Origin of the sequence: Pseudoalteromonas issachenkonii (assembly GCF_002310795.1) — a bacterium.
Classification (GTDB): Bacteria; Pseudomonadota; Gammaproteobacteria; order Enterobacterales; family Alteromonadaceae; genus Pseudoalteromonas; species Pseudoalteromonas tetraodonis.
Window position 1 is genome coordinate 246,094 of sequence record NZ_CP011030.1, and the last position, 20,401, is coordinate 266,494.

The following is a 20,401-nucleotide window of genomic DNA, read 5'->3' on the forward strand; positions in this document are numbered from 1 at the left end:
TTTTACTCTTGTGTTAATGAATTGCGTAAGTATAATAGGCATCCACTTTGCAGGGGCGTAGTTCCAATTGGTAGAACAGCGGTCTCCAAAACCGACGGTTGGGAGTTCGAATCTCTCCGCCCCTGCCAATTTTTACAAAGTGAATAAAGTCTAGAACTAAAAATCGGTTTGAGTAAGCTTGTTTTTAAGTTTAGATTTTAATGGATTAACCCTGTCGACGTGCAGGGTTGTTGTGTCTGTAGTTAAGGTAATAATATTATGAGCACGAATATAGAAACACCATCAAGTGGGATGGAGTCAGTAAAGTGGTTAGTAGCAATTGCGCTACTTGCAGGCGCAGTCGTTGGTAATCATATGTTTGCAGATCAGTCTGTATTACTACGTGCTATTGGCGTTGTGGTTGCAATAGCGGCGGGTTTAGCTATTGCTTCGCAAACTTTTAAGGGACGTACCTTCCTTGCTTTTGCTAAAGAAGCGCGTATTGAAGTACGCAAAGTAATTTGGCCAACGCGTCAAGAAACAACGCACACGACATTAATCGTAATGGTTGCAACAGTGATTATGGCACTTATCCTTTGGGGATTAGATGGCATTTTATTCCGCGCTGTAGGCTTTTTAACTGGATTGGAGATCTGATCCCATGTCGGATGAGAATAACGAAAAGAAACTACGTTGGTACGTAGTACAAGCTTTCTCAGGTTATGAGAAGCGTGTTGCTCAAACATTATTAGAGCACATTAAAATCAAAGGCCTAGAAGATAGCTTTGGTGAAGTATTAGTTCCTACTGAAGAAGTAGTTGAGATGCGTGCTGGTCAAAAGCGTAAGTCTGAGCGTAAATTCTTCCCAGGTTACGTACTAGTACAAATGGATATGAACGATGCAAGCTGGCACTTAGTAAATAGCACTGAACGTGTTATGGGCTTTATTGGTGGCACATCAGACCGTCCTGCACCCATTAGTTCTAAAGAAGCTGATCGCATTCTTAATCGCCTACAAGAAAACGCTGAAGCGCCTAAACCAGCAACATTATTTGAACCAGGTGAAGTGGTTCGTGTTACTGATGGTCCATTTGCTGACTTTAGTGGTGTGGTTGAAGAAGTTGACTACGAAAAGAGCCGCGTAAAAGTATCGGTACTTATTTTTGGTCGTTCTACGCCAGTTGAACTTGAGTTTGGTCAAGTTGAACAAGATAAGTAATTGATTTAAAGCGTTGTGTTAAAAGTTTCTTAATTTTTGGCACGAAGCTTGAAAAAGGCCGCTGATTAACTTATAATCAGCGGCCTTTTTGTATTCAGGGAAAACGTTTGTTTAACTGTTTACTAAAAAGTGAGAAACCAATTTTTAAACTGGGAAGCCGCTAGAGTACGCGTCCTCGCGCGCACAAGGCTAAGACCCACCTAATGAGGTATTTATAATGGCTAAGAAAGTTGAAGCTCTAATCAAGCTACAAGTTGCTGCTGGTATGGCTAACCCTAGTCCTCCAGTAGGTCCAGCACTAGGTCAACACGGTGTAAACATCATGGAATTCTGTAAAGCGTTCAACGCACGTACAGAATCTATCGAAAAAGGCGCTCCAGTTCCTGTAGTGATCTCTGTTTACGGCGACCGTTCATTTACGTTCGACATGAAAACGCCACCGGCTGCTTACTTACTTAAGAAAGCTGCAGGTATCAAATCTGGTTCAGGCCGTCCTAACACTGAAAAAGTAGGCACAGTAACTCGTGCTCAACTTGAAGAAATCGTTGAGACAAAGAAACCAGACCTTACAGCTTCTGATTTAGAAGCTGCGGTTCGCACTATCGCAGGTTCTGCGCGTGCGATGGGCTTGAACGTAGAGGACTAAGATAATGGCTAAATTAACTAAACGTATGCGTACTATCCGCGAAAAAGTGGAAGTAACTAAAGATTACGAAATTAACGAAGCAGTTGCTCTTTTAAAAGAATTAGCGACAGCTAAATTCGTAGAAAGTGTTGACGTTGCTGTTAACCTTGGTATCGATGCTCGTAAATCTGATCAAAACGTTCGTGGTGCGACTGTATTACCTAACGGTACTGGTCGTGACGTTCGTGTTGCTGTATTCACTCAAGGCGCTAATGCAGAAGCTGCAAAAGAAGCCGGTGCTGAATTAGTAGGCATGGAAGATCTTGCTGAACTAGTTAAGAAAGGCGAGATGAATTTTGACGTTGTTGTTGCATCACCAGACGCTATGCGTGTTGTTGGTCAACTAGGTCAAATCTTAGGCCCACGTGGTCTAATGCCAAACCCTAAAACTGGTACTGTAACACCTAACGTTGCAGAAGCAGTTAAAAATGCGAAAGCAGGTCAAGTGCGTTACCGCAATGACAAAAATGGTATCATCCATACTACGATTGGTAAGGTTGATTTCACTGCTGAGCAGTTACAACAAAACCTTGAAGCTTTAATTGTTGCGCTTAAGAAGGCTAAACCTTCTCAAGCTAAAGGTGTTTACTTGAAGAAAGTAACTATCTCTACAACAATGGGCGCAGGTGTTTCTGTTGACCAAAGCACTTTAAGCACAGTTGTTGCTTAATTGAGTGTTTACATGGCGTGAAATTTGTACTATAATTTTGCGCCATTTTGTTGATTAATTTAGTTAATCGCAAAGTAAAGAATTCGGGTTGAAGTCCATAATTTCGAAGCGCCTTTGGGCAACGCGATAAATTGGGCTTCCGTCCAAGACCGTAGGCGGCTTCGGCCTTAATATTACCTACGTAGACGGTGTGAATCCCCAGATAGATTTTTCCTAATCTTCTGGCTCTCGCCGTAAAAAGCATCTCCATCTTTATTGATGGGGAAGAGTAAAACAGGGAAGCCGATAAACGGTAACCCATTAAACCAGGAGTAACACCCATGGCTTTAAATCTTCAAGGCAAAAAAGCAATTGTTGCTGAAGTCAACGAAGCAGCCAATGGTGCTCTTTCTGCAGTTGTTGCAGATTCTCGTGGTGTAACAGTTGGTGCAATCACTGCCCTTCGTAAAGAAGCTCGTGCAAATGGTGTTTGGATGAAAGTTGTCCGTAACACTTTAGCAAAACGTGCTTTTGAAGGTACAGAGTTTGAGTGCCTTTCTGACTCATTAGTTGGTCCAAGCTTAATCGCTTTCTCATCAGAGCACCCAGGTGCTGCTGCGCGTATCTTCTCAGATTTCGCGAAAAAGAATGAGCATTTCGAACTTAAGATGGCCGCTTTTGAAGGTAATGTAGTAGACGCAGCTATGCTTGCAACTCTACCTACATACGACGAAGCTGTTGCACGCTTAATGAGCGCTATGAAAGAAGCGTCTGCTGGCAAATTGTGTAAAACAATTGAAGCAGTACGTGTACAGAAAGAAGAGCAAGCTGCTTAATTTTAAGTTGTTTAATCCCTTTCGGTGTAAATTTATTTGGACCTTAGAGTCCGTTAATTATTAGGAAATTTGTAATGTCTGTAACTAAAGACCAAATCCTTGACGCAATTGCTGAAATGTCAGTAATGGACGTTGTTGCTCTAGTTGAAGCAATGGAAGAAAAATTCGGCGTAACTGCTGCAGCTGCTATGGTAGCAGGTCCTGCTGCTGAAGCTGCTGAAGAGAAAACAGAATTTGACGTAATCCTTACTGGCGCTGGCGCTAATAAAGTTGCGGCAATCAAAGCTGTTCGTGGCGCAACTGGTCTTGGCTTAAAAGAAGCTAAAGCACTTGTTGAAGCTGCTCCAACTCCAGTTAAAGAAGGTATTTCTAAGGAAGAAGCTGAAGCTCTTGCTAAAGAACTTACTGAAGCTGGTGCTGAAGTTGAGGTTAAGTAATCTAGCTTTTGCTAGGTTCGCTGCCTGAGAAATCAGGCAAGGGCTGGTGATTATTTAATCACCGGCCTTTTTGCGCTATAGAGCGACTATTCTTATAGCGCAAATAAAATCTGATTTATTCTTTAATTTCAACGCTTTATAGTTTGCTAGTGTTGAGGTGGGATTAAGTTGGAACAACAGTTAAATGTTGTACATCTTGGCATAGATGCCAGTTAAGTCTGTTCTTACTAGAACAGGTCGGGTCAAAGATCAGCAAGCTGAGGAACCCCATGGCTTACTCTTATTCTGAAAAGAAACGTATCCGTAAGGATTTTGGTAAACGTCCACAAGTTTTGGATATACCTTTCTTACTGTCGACGCAGTTAGAATCGTTTAAAAAATTCTTAGTCCCGGACGCTGATGGCGATCATGGTTTGGAAGCTGCCTTCCGTTCTGTGTTCCCAATTAAAAGCTACTCGGGAAATTCTGAGCTTCAATACGTAAGTTATCGTATTGGTGAGCCAGTATTCGATGTAAAAGAATGTCAAATTCGCGGTGTGACTTATTCTGCTCCACTTCGCGTGAAACTGCGTCTTGTAGTAATGGACAAAGAAGCTCCAGGCACAGTTAAAGACATTAAAGAGCAAGAAGTTTACATGGGCGAAATTCCGCTCATGACCGATACCGGTACTTTTGTAATCAATGGTACAGAGCGTGTTATCGTTTCTCAGCTACACCGTAGCCCTGGTGTATTCTTTGATAACGACCGCGGTAAAACTCACTCGTCAGGTAAAGTGCTTTATAACGCACGCGTAATTCCTTACCGTGGTTCATGGTTAGACTTCGAATTTGATGCAAAAGATAACTTATATGTACGTATTGACCGTCGTCGTAAATTACCGGCGTCTATCATCTTACGTGCACTTGAGTACACGAGTGAAGAAATCCTAGATATCTTCTTCGATACTACTGCGTTTGAAATTGCTGACGGTAAAGTTCTTATGGAACTTGTGCCTTCACGTTTACGTGGTGAAACTGCCGCTTTTGATATCAAGAGCGAAGACGGTGAAGTCCTTGTTGAAAGCGGTCGTCGTGTTACGGCTCGCCACATCAAGAGCATCGAGAAAAAAGGCATTAATCAATTAGAAGTACCACATGAGTACATCATTGGCCGTGTATTAGCGAAGAACTATGTTGATGAGTCAACAGGTGAAATCATCGCGACTGCAAATGACGAGCTAACGCTTGAAATGATGGCTGAATTGGTTAAAGCAGGTCACACTACTATTGATACATTATATATCAATGAAGTGGACAGCGGCGCTTACATGTCAAATACATTAAACATTGACTCGTCAAGCAACCGTTTAGAAGCACTAGTAGAAATTTATCGCATGATGCGCCCAGGCGAGCCACCGACGAAAGACGCGGCTGAAGCCTTATTTGAGAACTTATTTTTCTCAGAAGAACGCTATGACTTATCAACAGTAGGTCGTATGAAGTTCAATAGCCGTGTTGGTTACGATTCAGACACAGGCCCTGGCACATTAAGCAAAGAAGACATCGTAGCGGTTATGAAAGTATTGATTGCTATTCGTAACGGTGTTGGCGATGTTGATGATATAGACCACTTAGGCAACCGTCGTATACGTAGTGTTGGCGAAATGGCTGAGAACCAATTCCGTGTAGGTTTAGTACGTGTAGAACGTGCTGTACGTGAGCGTTTAAGCTTAGGTGACCTAGACGCAATCATGCCACAAGATCTTATTAATGCTAAGCCTATTTCGGCAGCAGTTAAAGAGTTCTTCGGCTCGTCTCAGTTATCACAGTTTATGGACCAAAATAACCCGCTATCAGAAGTAACGCACAAGCGTCGTATTTCTGCATTAGGTCCGGGCGGTCTAACTCGTGAGCGTGCTGGCTTTGAAGTACGTGACGTTCACGTAACTCACTACGGTCGTGTATGTCCAATCGAGACTCCTGAGGGTCCAAACATCGGTCTAATTAACTCATTGTCTACGTATGCACGTACCAATGACTACGGTTTCTTAGAAACACCTTACCGCAAAGTGGTAGACGGTGTAGTAACTGATGAAGTTGATTACCTATCAGCCATTGAAGAAGGTCAGTTTGTTATCGCACAGGCGAACTCAAACTTAACTGAAACCAATGAGTTTGTAGATGAACTTATTCCATGTCGTCACAAAGGTGAATCAACCTTTATGGGTCGCATGGACCAACAATATATGGATGTATCACCACAACAGGTGATCTCTGTAGCGGCCGCACTTATCCCGTTCCTAGAACACGATGATGCTAACCGTGCATTGATGGGTTCAAACATGCAACGTCAAGCAGTACCAACATTGAAAGCGGACAAACCGTTAGTAGGTACTGGTATTGAGTTAACACTAGCGAAAGACTCTGGTGTAACGATTGTTGCAAAACGTGGTGGTGAAGTAATGTATGCCGACGCAAGTCGCATCGTTGTTAATGTACATGAAGAAGAACGCATTCCTGGTGAAGCGGGCATCGACATCTACAACTTAACCAAGTACACACGTTCTAACCAAAATACATGTATTAACCAAAAACCAACATGCATGGTTGGTGAACCGGTTACTCGTGGCGATGTGTTAGCAGATGGTCCTTCGACTGACTTAGGTGACTTAGCCCTTGGTCAAAACCTTCGCGTGGCATTCATGCCATGGAACGGTTACAACTTCGAGGATTCAATCTTACTATCAGAGCGCGTAGTTGAAGAAGATCGTCTAACGACTATTCATATTCAAGAACTACAGTGTATTGCCCGTGATACTAAATTAGGCTCAGAAGAGATCACAGCAGATATCCCGAACGTGGGTGAATCTGCACTAGGCAAGCTTGATGAATCAGGTGTTGTATATATTGGTGCTGAAGTTAAAGGCGGCGATATCCTAGTAGGTAAAGTGACTCCGAAAGGCGAAACGCAATTAACACCAGAAGAAAAGCTACTACGTGCTATCTTCGGTGAAAAAGCGTCTGACGTTAAAGACAGCTCTTTACGTGTACCAAACTCTGTAACTGGTACTGTAATCGACGTACAAGTTTTCACCCGTGATGGTGTTGAAAAAGATAAACGTGCGTTAGAAGTTGAAGACATGCAGCTTCGCGAAGCGAAGAAAGACTTCAACGAAGAGTTCCGTATTCTAGAAGCCGGTGTTTTAGACCGTGCACGCAAGTTACTTGTGGCAGCTGGTTTCGATGAAGACAACTTAGCGTCACTGAATGCTGAAAAGTTACTAACTCAAAGCCTTGCTGAAGAAGACAAGCAAGCTGAACTTGAGCAACTAGCTGCACAGTACGATGAGCTTAAAGCTGAATACGATAAGAAGTTTGAAAACAAACGTCGTAAAATTACCCAAGGTGATGACTTAGCACCAGGCGTACTTAAGATTGTTAAAGTATACCTAGCTGTTAAACGTCGTATCCAACCGGGTGATAAAATGGCGGGTCGTCACGGTAACAAAGGTGTTATCTCGACTATCGTACCAGTAGAAGATATGCCATACGATGACAAAGGTCGTACGGTAGATATCGTACTAAATCCACTAGGTGTACCATCACGTATGAACATCGGTCAGATCCTTGAAACACATATGGGTCTAGCTGCACGTGGTATTGGTGAGCGCTTAGAAGAAATGATGAAAGAGCAACGCGAGCTTCATGAGCTACGCGAATTCATTAAACAAGCTTATGAGATCGGTGAGTCTCGTCAGGTTGTGGATATTGCTAGTTTCTCTGATGACGAAATTCGTCGTTTAGCTGAAAACTTGAAAGGTGGTTTACCGATTGCTACTCCTGCATTTGATGGCGCGAAAGAAAGCGAAATCAAAGACATGCTAGAGCTAGGCGGCTACCCTAGAAGTGGTCAGGTTACACTTTATGATGGCCGTACTGGCGATCAGTTTGAACGTCAAGTAACTGTAGGTTACATGTACATGCTTAAACTTAACCACTTGGTTGACGATAAGATGCACGCACGTTCTACTGGTTCTTACAGCCTTGTTACTCAGCAGCCGCTGGGTGGTAAAGCACAGTTCGGTGGCCAGCGTTTTGGTGAGATGGAAGTATGGGCACTTGAAGCTTACGGTGCTGCTTACACGCTACAAGAAATGCTAACAGTGAAATCGGATGACGTGAACGGTCGTACTAAGATGTATAAAAACATCGTTGATGGTAACCATAAAATGGAACCAGGTATGCCAGAATCGTTCAACGTATTGTTGAAAGAAATCCGCTCACTGGGTATCAACATCGAGTTGGAAGAAAATTAAGCCAATTAGATGCTGCAGTTAGCGCTGCAGCATCTGTTATGGCTGAATAGAATGTAGGGACGAGAACATCCGTCCTCAAGATTAACTCCGACAGGAGAGCTAAGGTGAAAGACTTACTTAAGTTTCTGAAGCAACAAAATAAGACCGAAGAATTCGATGCAATTCGCATTGGTCTTGCTTCACCAGACATGGTTCGTTCATGGTCATACGGTGAAGTAAAGAAACCTGAGACTATTAACTACCGTACTTTCAAGCCTGAGCGCGATGGCTTATTCTGTGCCCGTATTTTCGGCCCAGTGAAAGATTATGAGTGTTTATGTGGTAAATATAAACGCCTTAAACACCGTGGTGTGATCTGTGAAAAGTGTGGCGTTGAAGTAACACTCACTAAAGTGCGTCGTGACCGTATGGGTCATATAGAACTGGCAAGTCCAGTTGCGCATATATGGTTTTTAAAATCATTACCGTCACGTATCGGCTTAATGCTTGATATGACGCTTCGTGATATTGAACGTGTTCTTTACTTCGAATCATTCGTAGTAACTGAGCCTGGCATGACAACGCTTGAGCGTGGTCAGCTATTAGGTGAAGAAGAATACCTAGATGCACTTGAAGAGCACGGTGATGAATTTGAAGCGAAGATGGGTGCTGAAGCAGTATTAGACTTACTGCGTGAACTCGATCTTGCTCAATTAATTGCAGAAATGCGTGAAGAGTTACCTACAATTAACTCTGAAACTAAGCGTAAAAAGATCACTAAACGTCTTAAGTTAATGGAATCGTTCCACCAATCAGGTAATAACCCTGAGTGGATGATCATGACAGTACTTCCAGTATTGCCACCTGACTTACGTCCATTAGTACCACTAGACGGTGGTCGTTTTGCGACATCTGATCTAAATGACCTTTACCGTCGCGTTATTAACCGTAATAACCGTCTTAAGCGTCTACTAGATTTAGCTGCACCAGATATTATCGTACGCAACGAAAAACGTATGTTACAAGAAGCGGTCGATGCGCTACTTGATAACGGTCGTCGTGGTCGTGCTATTACAGGTTCTAACAAACGTCCTCTTAAATCGCTTGCTGATATGATCAAAGGTAAGCAAGGTCGTTTCCGTCAGAACTTACTTGGTAAGCGTGTAGATTACTCTGGCCGTTCTGTAATCACGGTTGGTCCTACACTTAAGCTTCATCAGTGTGGTCTTCCTAAGAAGATGGCATTAGAGCTTTTCAAACCATTCATCTATGGCAAATTAGAGCGTCGTGGCATGGCTACGACAATCAAAGCTGCTAAAAAGATGGTTGAGCGTGAAGTAGCGGAAGTATGGGATGTACTAGACGAAGTAATTCGTGAACATCCAGTATTACTTAACCGTGCACCAACACTTCACCGTTTGGGTATCCAAGCGTTTGAACCTGTGCTTATCGAAGGTAAAGCGATTCATTTGCACCCATTAGTATGTGCGGCGTACAACGCCGATTTCGATGGTGACCAAATGGCGGTACACGTACCGCTAACAATTGAAGCGCAACTTGAAGCTCGCGCGTTAATGATGTCTACAAACAACATCTTATCGCCTGCTAATGGTGAGCCAATCATCGTTCCTTCACAGGACGTTGTATTAGGTCTTTATTACATGACGCGTGATCGTATTAACGCGAAAGGCGAAGGCGCCGTATTTAAAGATCCTAAAGAAGCAGAAAAAGCATACCGTAGTGGTAATGCCGACCTTCACGCTATCGTGAAAGTACGTATTAGCCAATCAGTTAAAAACGAAGAAGGTGTTGTTGAAGACACTGTAACCGTAATTGATACTACTGTTGGTCGTGCGATTCTGTCTTTAATTTTACCAAAAGGCATGCCGTATGAGTCAATCAACCAAGCCCTAGGTAAAAAGCAGATTTCTGGCTTAATTAATGAGTGTTACCGTCGTCTTGGTCTAAAAGACACAGTTATGTTTGCTGACCAAATCATGTACACCGGTTTCCACTATGCAATGAAGTCTGGTGTTTCAATTGGTATCGATGACTTAGTTATCCCACCAGTTAAAGCAGCAATCATTGAATCAGCTGAAGCTGAAGTAACTGAAATCAACCAACAATTCCAATCAGGTCTTGTAACGGCTGGTGAAAAGTACAACAAAGTTATCGATATCTGGTCACGTGTAAATGAAAACTTATCACGTGAAATGATGGCCAACTTGTCAAAAGACACGGTTATCAATGCAAAAGGTGAAGAAGTAGAGCAACCGTCATTTAACTCAGTGTTTATGATGGCCGACTCAGGTGCTCGTGGTAGTGCCGCTCAGATCCGTCAGCTAGCAGGTATGCGTGGCCTAATGGCACGTCCAGATGGTTCAATCATTGAGACGCCAATCACGGCTAACTTCCGTGAAGGTCTAAACGTACTTCAGTACTTCATCTCAACGCACGGTGCGCGTAAAGGTCTTGCCGATACAGCACTGAAAACAGCGAACTCGGGTTACCTAACGCGTCGTCTAGTAGACGTTGCACAAGATTTGGTAATCAACGAAGACGATTGTGGCACAGAAGATGGCTTAACAATGAAACCGCTAATTGAAGGTGGTGACGTTGTAGAAGCACTTCGCGAACGTGTACTAGGTCGTGTTGTCGCTGAAGACGTTGTGATCCCAGGTACTAATACAGTACTTGTTGAACGTAACATCATGCTTGACGAAAAACTGTGTGACCTTTTAGAAGAGCACTCAGTTGATGAAGTTCGCGTACGTTCAGTTATCACTTGTGATAACGACTTTGGTGTATGTGCTAAGTGTTATGGTCGTGACCTTGCACGTGGTCATATCATCAACGCGGGTGAATCAGTAGGTGTTATCGCAGCTCAATCAATCGGTGAGCCGGGTACACAGCTTACGATGCGTACCTTCCACATCGGTGGTGCGGCATCAAGAGCGTCTGCTGAAAATAATGTACAAGTTAAAACAAACGGTACATTAAAACTTCACAACGCTAAATATGTATTAAATACAGACGGTAAGATTGTTATTACCTCTCGTTCTACCGAGATCACTATCATTGATAGCTATGGTCGTGAGAAAGAGCGTTATAAAGTACCTTACGGTGCGGTATTAACAGTGCAAGACAATGCAGAAGTTCAAGGTAACGACATCGTTGCTACTTGGGACCCGCATAGTCACCCAATCGTTCTTGAGCATAAATCAAAAGTATCGTTCAGCGATATCGATGATTCAAACACTGAAGCACAGACTGACGAACTAACGGGTTTAACTCGTGTAGTTGTTAAAGATCTTGCTAAAGCGAATGCGAAAGAGCCAAAGCTTATCATTGAAAGTGATGAGCGTGGCTTGCAAGAAACGCGTCTTCCTTCATTCACTACGATTGAAGTAACAGACGGCGCGACTGCAAACCCAGGTGACGTGTTAGCACGTATTCCGCAAGAAGGTTCGAAAACTCGTGATATCACGGGTGGTCTACCACGCGTAGCCGACTTATTTGAAGCACGTAAGCCGAAAGATCCAGCTATCTTAGCTGAAATCACCGGTACGATTAGCTTCGGTAAAGAGACTAAAGGTAAGAAACGTTTAGTTATTACACCAGCTGAAGGCGATCATTACGAAGAAATGATTCCTAAGTGGCGTCAACTTAACGTGTTTGAAGGTGAACAAGTGTCTAAAGGTGAAGTTATCGCCGATGGTCCAGAATCACCGCATGACATCTTACGCCTACGTGGTGTGACTCATGTTGCTAATTACATTGTTAACGAAGTGCAAGAGGTTTACCGTTTGCAGGGCGTTAAGATCAATGATAAGCACATTGAAACTATTATTCGTCAAATGCTACGTAAATGTATCATTCTAGACGGTGGTGATACTGAGTTCTTAGCCGGTGAGCAAATTGAAGTGGCACGCGTTAATATCGCAAACCGCGACCTTGAAGCTCAAGGTAAGATCCCAGCTAAGTTTGAAATCCAGTTAATGGGTATCACAAAAGCATCACTAGCGACAGAATCTTTCATCTCAGCAGCCTCGTTCCAGGAGACAACTCGTGTCCTAACAGAAGCCGCTGTAAATGGTAAGAGCGATGAACTACGCGGTCTGAAAGAAAACGTAATTGTGGGTCGATTGATCCCAGCCGGTACCGGTTTTGCGTATCATCAAGAGCGTATGGCTCGTCGTAAGCAAAAAGACGTTGTTGAAGAGCAAACGGTAAGTGCGGAAGAGGCAACTCAAGCACTCACTGATGCTTTAAACGCGGATTTATCTGGAAATCAATAAACCGAATCTAATCAATAGATTAGAGTTTCACAAGGCAGTTATCTACTGCCTTGTGAGCGGTTTAGGTTGACAGGTCAATCTTTGCTCATTAAAATTCCGCCACCCATTTACTTGCACGTTTAAAACATGCTGGTAAAACAAGGGCGGATTTTTTATTTTTTTCAGTAGTAATTTTAATTTCAGGAGCTATTTAAATGGCAACTATTAACCAGCTAGTGCGTAAGCCACGTCGTAGCAAGGTTACTAAAAGTAACTCAGCTGCGCTTAAAGCGTGTCCGCAAAAGCGTGGTGTATGTACTCGCGTATATACAACTACACCTAAGAAACCAAACTCGGCGTTACGTAAAGTAGCTCGTGTACGTTTAACTAACGGTTTCGAAGTAACTTCATACATCGGTGGTGAAGGTCATAACCTTCAAGAGCACAGTGTAATCCTAATCCGTGGTGGTCGTGTTAAAGATTTACCAGGTGTGCGTTTTCACACTGTACGTGGTGCACTTGACTGTGCAGGCGTTAGCGACCGTCGTCAAGCTCGTTCTAAATACGGTGCAAAACGCCCTAAAGGCTAATTGTTTTCCGTTAGTAAGGCCAAGCACTAAATATTATTAATTATTGTTTTGGGTGATTGACTCGAAAGAGCAAACCTGAATAAACCGGAGATACAAAATGCCTAGAAGACGCGTAATAGGTCAACGTAAAATTCTTCCAGATCCTAAGTTCGGATCGGAACTTCTTGCTAAGTTCGTTAACATCGTAATGTTAGACGGCAAGAAATCTACTGCTGAAAAAATCGTTTATGGTGCGCTAGACGTGGCTGCTGAGAAATCAGGCAAGTCGCACCTAGAAATCTTTGAAACTGCACTTGATAACATCCGTCCACAGGTAGAGGTTAAATCTCGCCGTGTTGGTGGTTCAACTTATCAAGTACCAGTTGAAGTACGTCCAGTACGTCGCAACGCATTAGGTATGCGTTGGTTAGTAGACGCTGCACGTAAGCGTGGCGAAAAATCTATGGGCTTACGTTTAGCTCAAGAAATCGTTGACGCTGCTGACAACAAAGGCACTGCGGTTAAGAAACGTGAAGACGTTCACCGTATGGCTGAAGCGAATAAAGCATTCGCTCATTACCGTTGGTAATCTGTCCTTAACCTTTAAGAGGATTTTATGGCACGTACAACTCCACTTGAGCGTTACCGCAATATCGGTATTTGTGCTCACGTAGATGCAGGCAAAACCACCACAACAGAACGTGTTCTGTTCTACACAGGTCTTTCTCATAAGATCGGTGAAGTACATGATGGCGCCGCAACTATGGATTGGATGGAGCAGGAACAAGAGCGTGGTATCACAATCACTTCTGCTGCAACAACGTGTTTCTGGAAAGGGATGGACGCGCAATTTGACGACCATCGCATCAATATCATTGATACCCCAGGACACGTAGATTTCACTATCGAAGTAGAGCGTTCTTTACGTGTACTAGATGGTGCGGTAGTTGTTCTTTGTGCTTCATCTGGTGTACAGCCGCAAACTGAGACAGTTTGGCGTCAAGCGAACAAATACGAAGTTCCGAGAATGATCTTCGTAAATAAAATGGATCGCACAGGCGCTGACTTCTTAACGGTTGTCGGCCAGGTGAAATCTCGTCTTGGAGCAACGCCTGTTCCAGTCCAGTTGCCAATTGGCGCTGAAGACGACTTTAAAGGTGTTATTGACCTTATTAAAATGAAAGCTATTAACTGGAATGATGAAGACCAGGGTATGACTTTCTCTTATGAGGCAATACCGGCAGAACTTCAGGATTTAGCTGAAGAATGGCGCTCTCATTTAGTTGAAAGCGCTGCTGAAGCCTCTGAAGAACTAATGGATAAATACTTAGAAGGTGAAGAGTTAAGCGAAGCAGAAATTAAAAATGCTTTGCGTCAACGCACATTAGCGAACGAAATTGTTCCCATGACCTGTGGTAGTGCATTTAAAAACAAAGGCGTTCAAGCTGTGCTTGATTGCGTTGTTGAATACATGCCATCACCCACACAAGTGAAACAAATCCAAGGTATCCTCGAAGATGGTACCGAGGAAGAGCGTCCTGCTGATGATAAAGCGCCGTTTGCTGCACTTGCTTTTAAGATTGCAACAGACCCGTTTGTTGGCACCTTGACCTTTTTCCGTGTTTACTCTGGTACTGTTAAACAGGGTGACGCGGTATATAACCCAGTAAAAAGTAAGCGTGAGCGTCTTGGTCGTATCGTTCAGATGCATTCAAACTCACGTGAAGAGATCAAAGAAGTCTACGCAGGCGACATCGCGGCGGCTATTGGTCTCAAAGACGTAACAACAGGCGAGACACTGTGTGATCCGAATTCTATTATTACGCTAGAGCGTATGGAATTCCCAGAACCAGTTATCTCTGTTGCGGTTGAGCCTCGCACAATCGCTGACCAGGATAAAATGGGTATCGCGCTAGGTAAACTAGCGGCAGAAGATCCATCTTTCCGCGTACAAACTGACGAAGAATCAGGCCAGACGATTATCTCTGGCATGGGTGAACTTCACCTTGATATCATTGTCGACCGTATGAAACGTGAATTCAGTGTTGAATGTAACGTTGGTAAGCCGCAGGTTGCATACCGAGAAGCTATTCGTTCAACTGTTGAAGTTGAAGGGAAGTTCATACGTCAATCAGGTGGTCGTGGTCAATATGGTCACGTCTGGCTTAAACTTGAACCGATGGATATTTCGGATGATGAAGCCCCAATTTACGAGTTCGTTAACGAAACCGTAGGTGGGTCAGTTCCGAAAGAATACATCCCTGCGGTAGACAAAGGTATCCAAGAGCAAATGGCTCAAGGTGTACTGGCAGGCTACCCATTACTTGGCGTGAAAGCGACTTTATATGATGGTTCATTCCATGATGTAGATTCGAATGAAATGGCATTTAAAATAGCAGGTTCACTCGCTATGAAGCAAGGTGCGCTAGATGCAAACCCTGCTTTATTAGAGCCAGTAATGAAGGTTGAAGTACTCACTCCTGAAGCAAACATGGGTGATGTAGTTGGCGACCTAAACCGTCGTCGCGGCATGATCGAAGGCATGGAAGATGCACTTGGTGGACTTAAGCAAATTAATGCTCAGGTTCCGTTATCTGAAATGTTTGGTTATGCAACTGCTTTACGATCTGCAACACAGGGCCGTGCCTCATACTCTATGGAGTTTTTGAAGTACGCTGAAGCCTCTAAACAGGTTGCAGATACAATAATTTCAGCTCGCGCTGTTATATGATTTTAGCTTGTCTGGCTCAATACTGAGTCAGGCTTTAATTTCTTTATTAGGAATTTTTTAAGATGGCAAAAGAAAAGTTTGAACGCGTAAAACCGCACGTAAACGTTGGTACAATCGGCCACGTTGACCACGGTAAAACTACACTAACTGCAGCAATCACTAACGTACTTGCAAAAGTATACGGCGGTGTTGCTAAAGATTTCGCATCAATCGATAACGCTCCAGAAGAGCGCGAGCGTGGTATCACAATCTCAACTTCACACGTTGAGTACGATACTCCTACTCGTCACTACGCACACGTAGATTGTCCTGGTCACGCCGATTATGTTAAAAACATGATCACTGGTGCTGCTCAAATGGATGGCGCTATCTTAGTAGTAGCTGCGACTGATGGCCCTATGCCACAAACTCGTGAGCACATCCTACTTTCTCGCCAAGTTGGTGTTCCTTACATCGTTGTGTTCATGAACAAATGTGACATGGTTGATGATGAAGAGCTACTTGAGCTAGTAGAAATGGAAGTTCGTGAACTTCTTTCTGAATACGACTTCCCAGGTGATGACTTACCACTAATTCAAGGTTCTGCACTTAAAGCACTTGAAGGCGAAGAGCAATGGGAAGCTAAAATCGTAGAGCTTGCAGAAGCACTAGATACTTACATTCCAGAGCCAGAGCGTGACATCGATAAGCCATTCATCATGCCTATCGAAGACGTTTTCTCAATCCAAGGTCGTGGTACTGTTGTAACTGGCCGTGTTGAAGCTGGTATCATCAACGTGAACGACGAAGTTGAAATCGTTGGTATCAAAGAGACGACTAAGTCTACTTGTACTGGTGTTGAGATGTTCCGTAAGCTTCTTGACGAAGGTCGTGCTGGTGAGAACATTGGTGCACTTTTACGTGGTACTAAGCGTGAAGACGTTGAACGTGGTCAAGTACTAGCTAAGCCTGGTTCAATCAAGCCACACACTACATTCACTTCAGAAGTATACGTACTTTCGAAAGATGAAGGTGGTCGTCATACTCCATTCTTCAAAGGTTACCGTCCACAGTTCTACTTCCGTACAACTGACGTAACAGGTGACGTACAGTTACCAGAAGGCGTAGAAATGGTAATGCCTGGTGATAACGTTAAGATGACTGTAACGCTAATCGCGCCAATCGCGATGGACGAAGGTCTTCGTTTCGCTATCCGTGAAGGTGGCCGTACTGTAGGTGCTGGTGTTGTAGCAACTATCGTAGAGTAATAATTAACGTTTAAGTTAATTGTTAGAAAAAGGTCACTTAGGTGGCCTTTTTTAATGGCTGCGATTTACATCATGTGAAGGTGGCGCAGTTACCTTAGGCGTAGGTGCTTTGTAGCAACTATCGTAGAGTAATAATTAGCCTAGCTAATTAATACGAAAAACCCGAGCTTAGCCTCGGGTTTTTTAATGCCTGCAATAAAATAAAGGTTTCAGGTGCAAGGTTTAAGGTTTTAGGTAATACCAATTCGCTTAATTAAGCGGTCTATTTTGAGGCAGGAAAAACGGGGTGATAGCTAGGCAAAAAATTCGCTATTTAGTTGTTCTAAATGAGAATTTTTTAACACAGGTAGCGGCACGTTTAGCCCCGCAAAATGATTGAGTATTATTGCGGATTGGTATAAAGCAGCTCGGTGTAAATTTAACACTGTCACTTGGGTTGAGTTTTATCGCACTTAGAGGGTAAAGCATGAAGGTTCTACACTTACCTTATGCATTGGTGCTTAGTAGCAACGATCGTTGAGTTCTCAATTACTGTAATGCTGCAGGTTTCAGGTTTTAATTAGTGAAGTTAGGCGTTCCTGTTGTCGTAACGAAGTTTAAAGCAGCATTGATACCGCTGCTTAAAAATTAACGAGGCTATTTTATGGCTTGTTTATCGTTATTTAAGTTGGAACGTTGTTATAATAGGTAATAATTAAATAGTCAGTAGCGCAGAGAGTCCAATGGAACTTGAACAAGATAGCAATTTAACACTTCCTTTATTTATTCTAGATGAAACACTAAGTACCCGTGACTTAGCGCAGCCTGACTTGGAAATTTCAGTTATCTTAAGTGATGAGCTGCTTACTCAACTATGCCAGAACCCCAGTGCTGACAGTAGTATAGGCATTAGCATTGCAGACTATGAGTTGAATATCATCAATTCAAGCTTTGCTACCATAGCGCATAGCGAGCATGACGCTCAATTAACCATAACACAGGGCCCTTTATTAAGCGCTGTGGTGACTACTGTTGAAAACCTAACATTCGTATCACCACAAATCGATATGATGCCTACGTTCGATTTAGGTGATGAGACTGAATAATGAAAAAAAATATTATAGGTACTTTTGTACTGATTATCTTAAGTGGTTGTGCTTACTTAGGTAATGCACATTACAATGAATTATTCGGTCCTGAGCAAACACAAGATCGTATGGTTGCTCATAATAGCGGTGCTGGGGCTGAGTTTTTACAGCAAGTAAAGCCTGTACTCGATAACCGCTGCGTGGTTTGTCATGGCTGTTATGATGCGCCTTGCCAATTAAAACTCTCTTCTCCTGAAGGTATCGACAGAGGCCTCAGTAAAGAGTTGGTTTACGATGGTACTCGGTTGTTAGCCTCAACGCCGAGCCGATTATTATTTGATGCAACCACGACTGAGCAATGGCGTGATAAAGAATTTAGCCCGGTATTAAACGAGCGAGCACAAACTGAAGAAGCCAATTTAGCGGGTAGTGTGTTATTTAATACGCTGGTATTAAAGCAAAGTTCACCCTTGCCAGAAGATGAAGTATTAGATGAACGTTTTGATTTTTCACTTAGCCGCAACCAAAGTTGTGCGACGATGGGTGAGTTTGACCAATTAGCGGATGAGCAACCGCATGCGGGTATGCCTTATGGCTTGCCTGGAGTGACTGCTGCTGAATTTCAGCACTTACAAAACTGGATTAAAAAAGGCGGGAAAATGGCGCACATCAAGCCGCCATCAGCTGCTGAGCTTGCGCAAGTAAAAAACTGGGAAGCATTTTTAAATCAAGATGGTTTGAAGTACCAATTATCAGCGCGCTATATTTATGAGCATTGGTTTTTAGCACACATCTACTTTAGTGATGCACAATCACCTAACTTTTTTAAGTTGGTACGCTCAAGTACTCCCCCTGGTGAAGACATTAAATTAATAAGTTCTCGTCGCCCTTACGATAGTCCAAACGTTGAGCGTGTTTATTATCGACTGCTTCACGACCGTTCTACTATTTTATCAAAAACGCATTTACCGCTTAAACTTAATGATGAAAAGTTGGCACGTATTTACCAGCAATTTATTGCGCCAAATTACACTGTATCTAGTTTACCAAGCTATGAGCCTACCCTTGCATCAAACCCGTTTAAAACGTTTGAAGCACTGCCTATAGATGCAAAATATCAATTTATGCTCGATGAAGCTGAGCTAATTATTATGGGCTTTATTAAAGGCCCTGTTTGTCGTGGTCAAATAGCACTCAATGTGATTAATGATCATTTTTGGGTGGCGTTTGCTGATCCTAAAAAGGTAGCGACTCCGGCGGTAGGTAAAATGCTGGTGCAACATGAGGATGCATTAGAGTTGCCCGCAGCAGAGGAAAGTAATGCGTTACCGATTTCTAATTGGGTCAAATACTCGGTTCGCGAAAAACGTTACTTAAAAGCCAAGGTAGAGCTTGCTAATAATCTGTTCAAAAACGGCGAGCATTTAACCACCGACTTATTGTGGAAAGGGGATGGGCACAATCAAAATGCGGCACTGACTATTTTTCGACACTTTGATAGTGCAACTGTAGTTAAAGGCTTTATTGGCCAACAACCTAAAACTATGTGGGTGCTTGATTACGCGCTGTTTGAGCGTATTCATTACTTGTTAGTTGCGGGCTTTGATGTGTATGGCAATATTGGCCATCAATTAATAACGCGCTTATACATGGACTTTTTACGTTTAGAGGGTGAGCACAACTTTTTAGCTTTGTTACCTGAAACTCAGCGAGAGACAATTAAACAGAGTTGGTATCGAAAATCACCACCTAGTTTGTCGACCTTTTTTGAAAACAATCGTGAGTTTAGTCAACCCAGCGGTATTAACTATCAAACAGATGAACCGCAATCAGAGCTATATGGCTTAATTAAAGAGGCATTAGAGCCCGTTTTAAGTCCTCGTTATGACTATAAAAAAGTACCCGCACCATTAAGTGCGATTAATACCATGCCTGCTAAAGCAGTTAACTTACTGCCACAGCTATCGTATGTGCTAGTGAAAGAGCAGGATGGACACACAGGCTATACAATTATTCACCATAACGCGCACTATAATATTTCGAGTCTACTAAACGAAGATGGACAGCGCGCCTATGAAGAAGATACGGTGACAATTGTTCCGGGCTTTATTGGTGATTACCCTTCTGCAATTTGGTATTTAAATAACGCCCAACAGGTTTCGGCCTTTGCCGAACAGTTACCGCTAATGCAAGTGGAAGCTGATTATCGCGCTTTAAAGTCTAAGTTTGCGATTCGTCGAACTCACCCGCAATTTTGGCAATACAGCGATATTTTACATCAGGTTGCCCGCCAGTACCGAGGTGTTGAATTTGGCATGTTTGATTATAATCGACTAGAAAATCGTTAGGTACACGCTAAACGGTTACAAGAGCCCAGCTTAACTAGCTGGGTTTTTTATATTTAATAATTTAGTAATTAGTTTGCTAAGCT

14 protein-coding genes and 1 tRNA gene are annotated in these 20,401 nt (G+C 43.0%); all 15 read left to right on the forward strand.

Annotation, left to right across the window (positions count from 1 at the left end):
* Positions 1-51 precede the first annotated feature (51 nt).
* The 15 genes from PISS_RS01180 (at position 52) to PISS_RS01250 (ending at position 20,318) form a co-directional block, all read left to right on the forward strand.
* Positions 52-128 (forward strand) — tRNA-Trp (locus PISS_RS01180).
* A 130-nt stretch (positions 129-258) separates the two neighbouring features.
* The gene (gene secE, locus PISS_RS01185) at positions 259-636 is read left to right on the forward strand and encodes a preprotein translocase subunit SecE (RefSeq protein WP_013463843.1); all 378 of its coding nucleotides are present in this window, start codon (positions 259-261) and stop codon (positions 634-636) included.
* Positions 637-640: 4 nt separating this feature from the next.
* A complete protein-coding gene (gene nusG, locus PISS_RS01190; RefSeq protein ID WP_013463844.1) occupies positions 641-1,198 on the forward strand; it encodes a transcription termination/antitermination protein NusG in 558 nt (185 codons plus the stop codon).
* A gap of 217 nt (positions 1,199-1,415) precedes the next feature.
* Positions 1,416-1,844: a 50S ribosomal protein L11 gene (gene rplK / locus PISS_RS01195; RefSeq protein ID WP_008108462.1), complete on the forward strand. Its 429-nt coding sequence runs from the start codon at positions 1,416-1,418 to the stop codon at positions 1,842-1,844.
* Between the two features lie 4 nt (positions 1,845-1,848).
* Positions 1,849-2,553, forward strand: coding sequence for a 50S ribosomal protein L1 (gene rplA / locus PISS_RS01200; RefSeq protein ID WP_013463845.1), 705 nt, complete (start codon positions 1,849-1,851; stop codon positions 2,551-2,553).
* A gap of 320 nt (positions 2,554-2,873) precedes the next feature.
* The gene (rplJ, locus tag PISS_RS01205; protein WP_013463846.1) at positions 2,874-3,368 is read left to right on the forward strand and encodes a 50S ribosomal protein L10; all 495 of its coding nucleotides are present in this window, start codon (positions 2,874-2,876) and stop codon (positions 3,366-3,368) included.
* A gap of 74 nt (positions 3,369-3,442) precedes the next feature.
* On the forward strand, positions 3,443-3,805 hold the full coding sequence (gene rplL, locus PISS_RS01210) for a 50S ribosomal protein L7/L12 (protein ID WP_013463847.1): 363 nt from the start codon (positions 3,443-3,445) through the stop codon (positions 3,803-3,805).
* 269 nt (positions 3,806-4,074) lie between these two features.
* Positions 4,075-8,100: a DNA-directed RNA polymerase subunit beta gene (rpoB, locus tag PISS_RS01215; protein ID WP_024602214.1), complete on the forward strand. Its 4,026-nt coding sequence runs from the start codon at positions 4,075-4,077 to the stop codon at positions 8,098-8,100.
* Between the two features lie 104 nt (positions 8,101-8,204).
* Positions 8,205-12,377 (forward strand): DNA-directed RNA polymerase subunit beta', encoded by a 4,173-nt coding sequence (gene rpoC, locus PISS_RS01220; protein WP_013463849.1) that lies wholly within the window; start codon positions 8,205-8,207, stop codon positions 12,375-12,377.
* Between the two features lie 194 nt (positions 12,378-12,571).
* Positions 12,572-12,946, forward strand: a complete 375-nt coding sequence (rpsL, locus tag PISS_RS01225) for a 30S ribosomal protein S12 (protein ID WP_002958885.1) — start codon at positions 12,572-12,574, stop codon at positions 12,944-12,946.
* Between the two features lie 97 nt (positions 12,947-13,043).
* Positions 13,044-13,514, forward strand: a complete 471-nt coding sequence (rpsG, locus tag PISS_RS01230) for a 30S ribosomal protein S7 (RefSeq protein WP_010392135.1) — start codon at positions 13,044-13,046, stop codon at positions 13,512-13,514.
* Positions 13,515-13,541: 27 nt separating this feature from the next.
* Positions 13,542-15,656, forward strand: coding sequence for an elongation factor G (fusA, locus tag PISS_RS01235; RefSeq protein ID WP_013463850.1), 2,115 nt, complete (start codon positions 13,542-13,544; stop codon positions 15,654-15,656).
* Positions 15,657-15,718: 62 nt separating this feature from the next.
* The gene (gene tuf, locus PISS_RS01240) at positions 15,719-16,903 is read left to right on the forward strand and encodes an elongation factor Tu (RefSeq protein ID WP_013463851.1); all 1,185 of its coding nucleotides are present in this window, start codon (positions 15,719-15,721) and stop codon (positions 16,901-16,903) included.
* Between the two features lie 722 nt (positions 16,904-17,625).
* Positions 17,626-17,988, forward strand: a complete 363-nt coding sequence (locus PISS_RS01245; protein WP_013463853.1) for a hypothetical protein — start codon at positions 17,626-17,628, stop codon at positions 17,986-17,988.
* Positions 17,988-20,318: a fatty acid cis/trans isomerase gene (locus PISS_RS01250; RefSeq protein WP_058154044.1), complete on the forward strand. Its 2,331-nt coding sequence runs from the start codon at positions 17,988-17,990 to the stop codon at positions 20,316-20,318. Before PISS_RS01245 ends, PISS_RS01250 begins: the two co-directional genes overlap by 1 nt.
* The last annotated feature ends 83 nt before the right edge of the window (positions 20,319-20,401 follow it).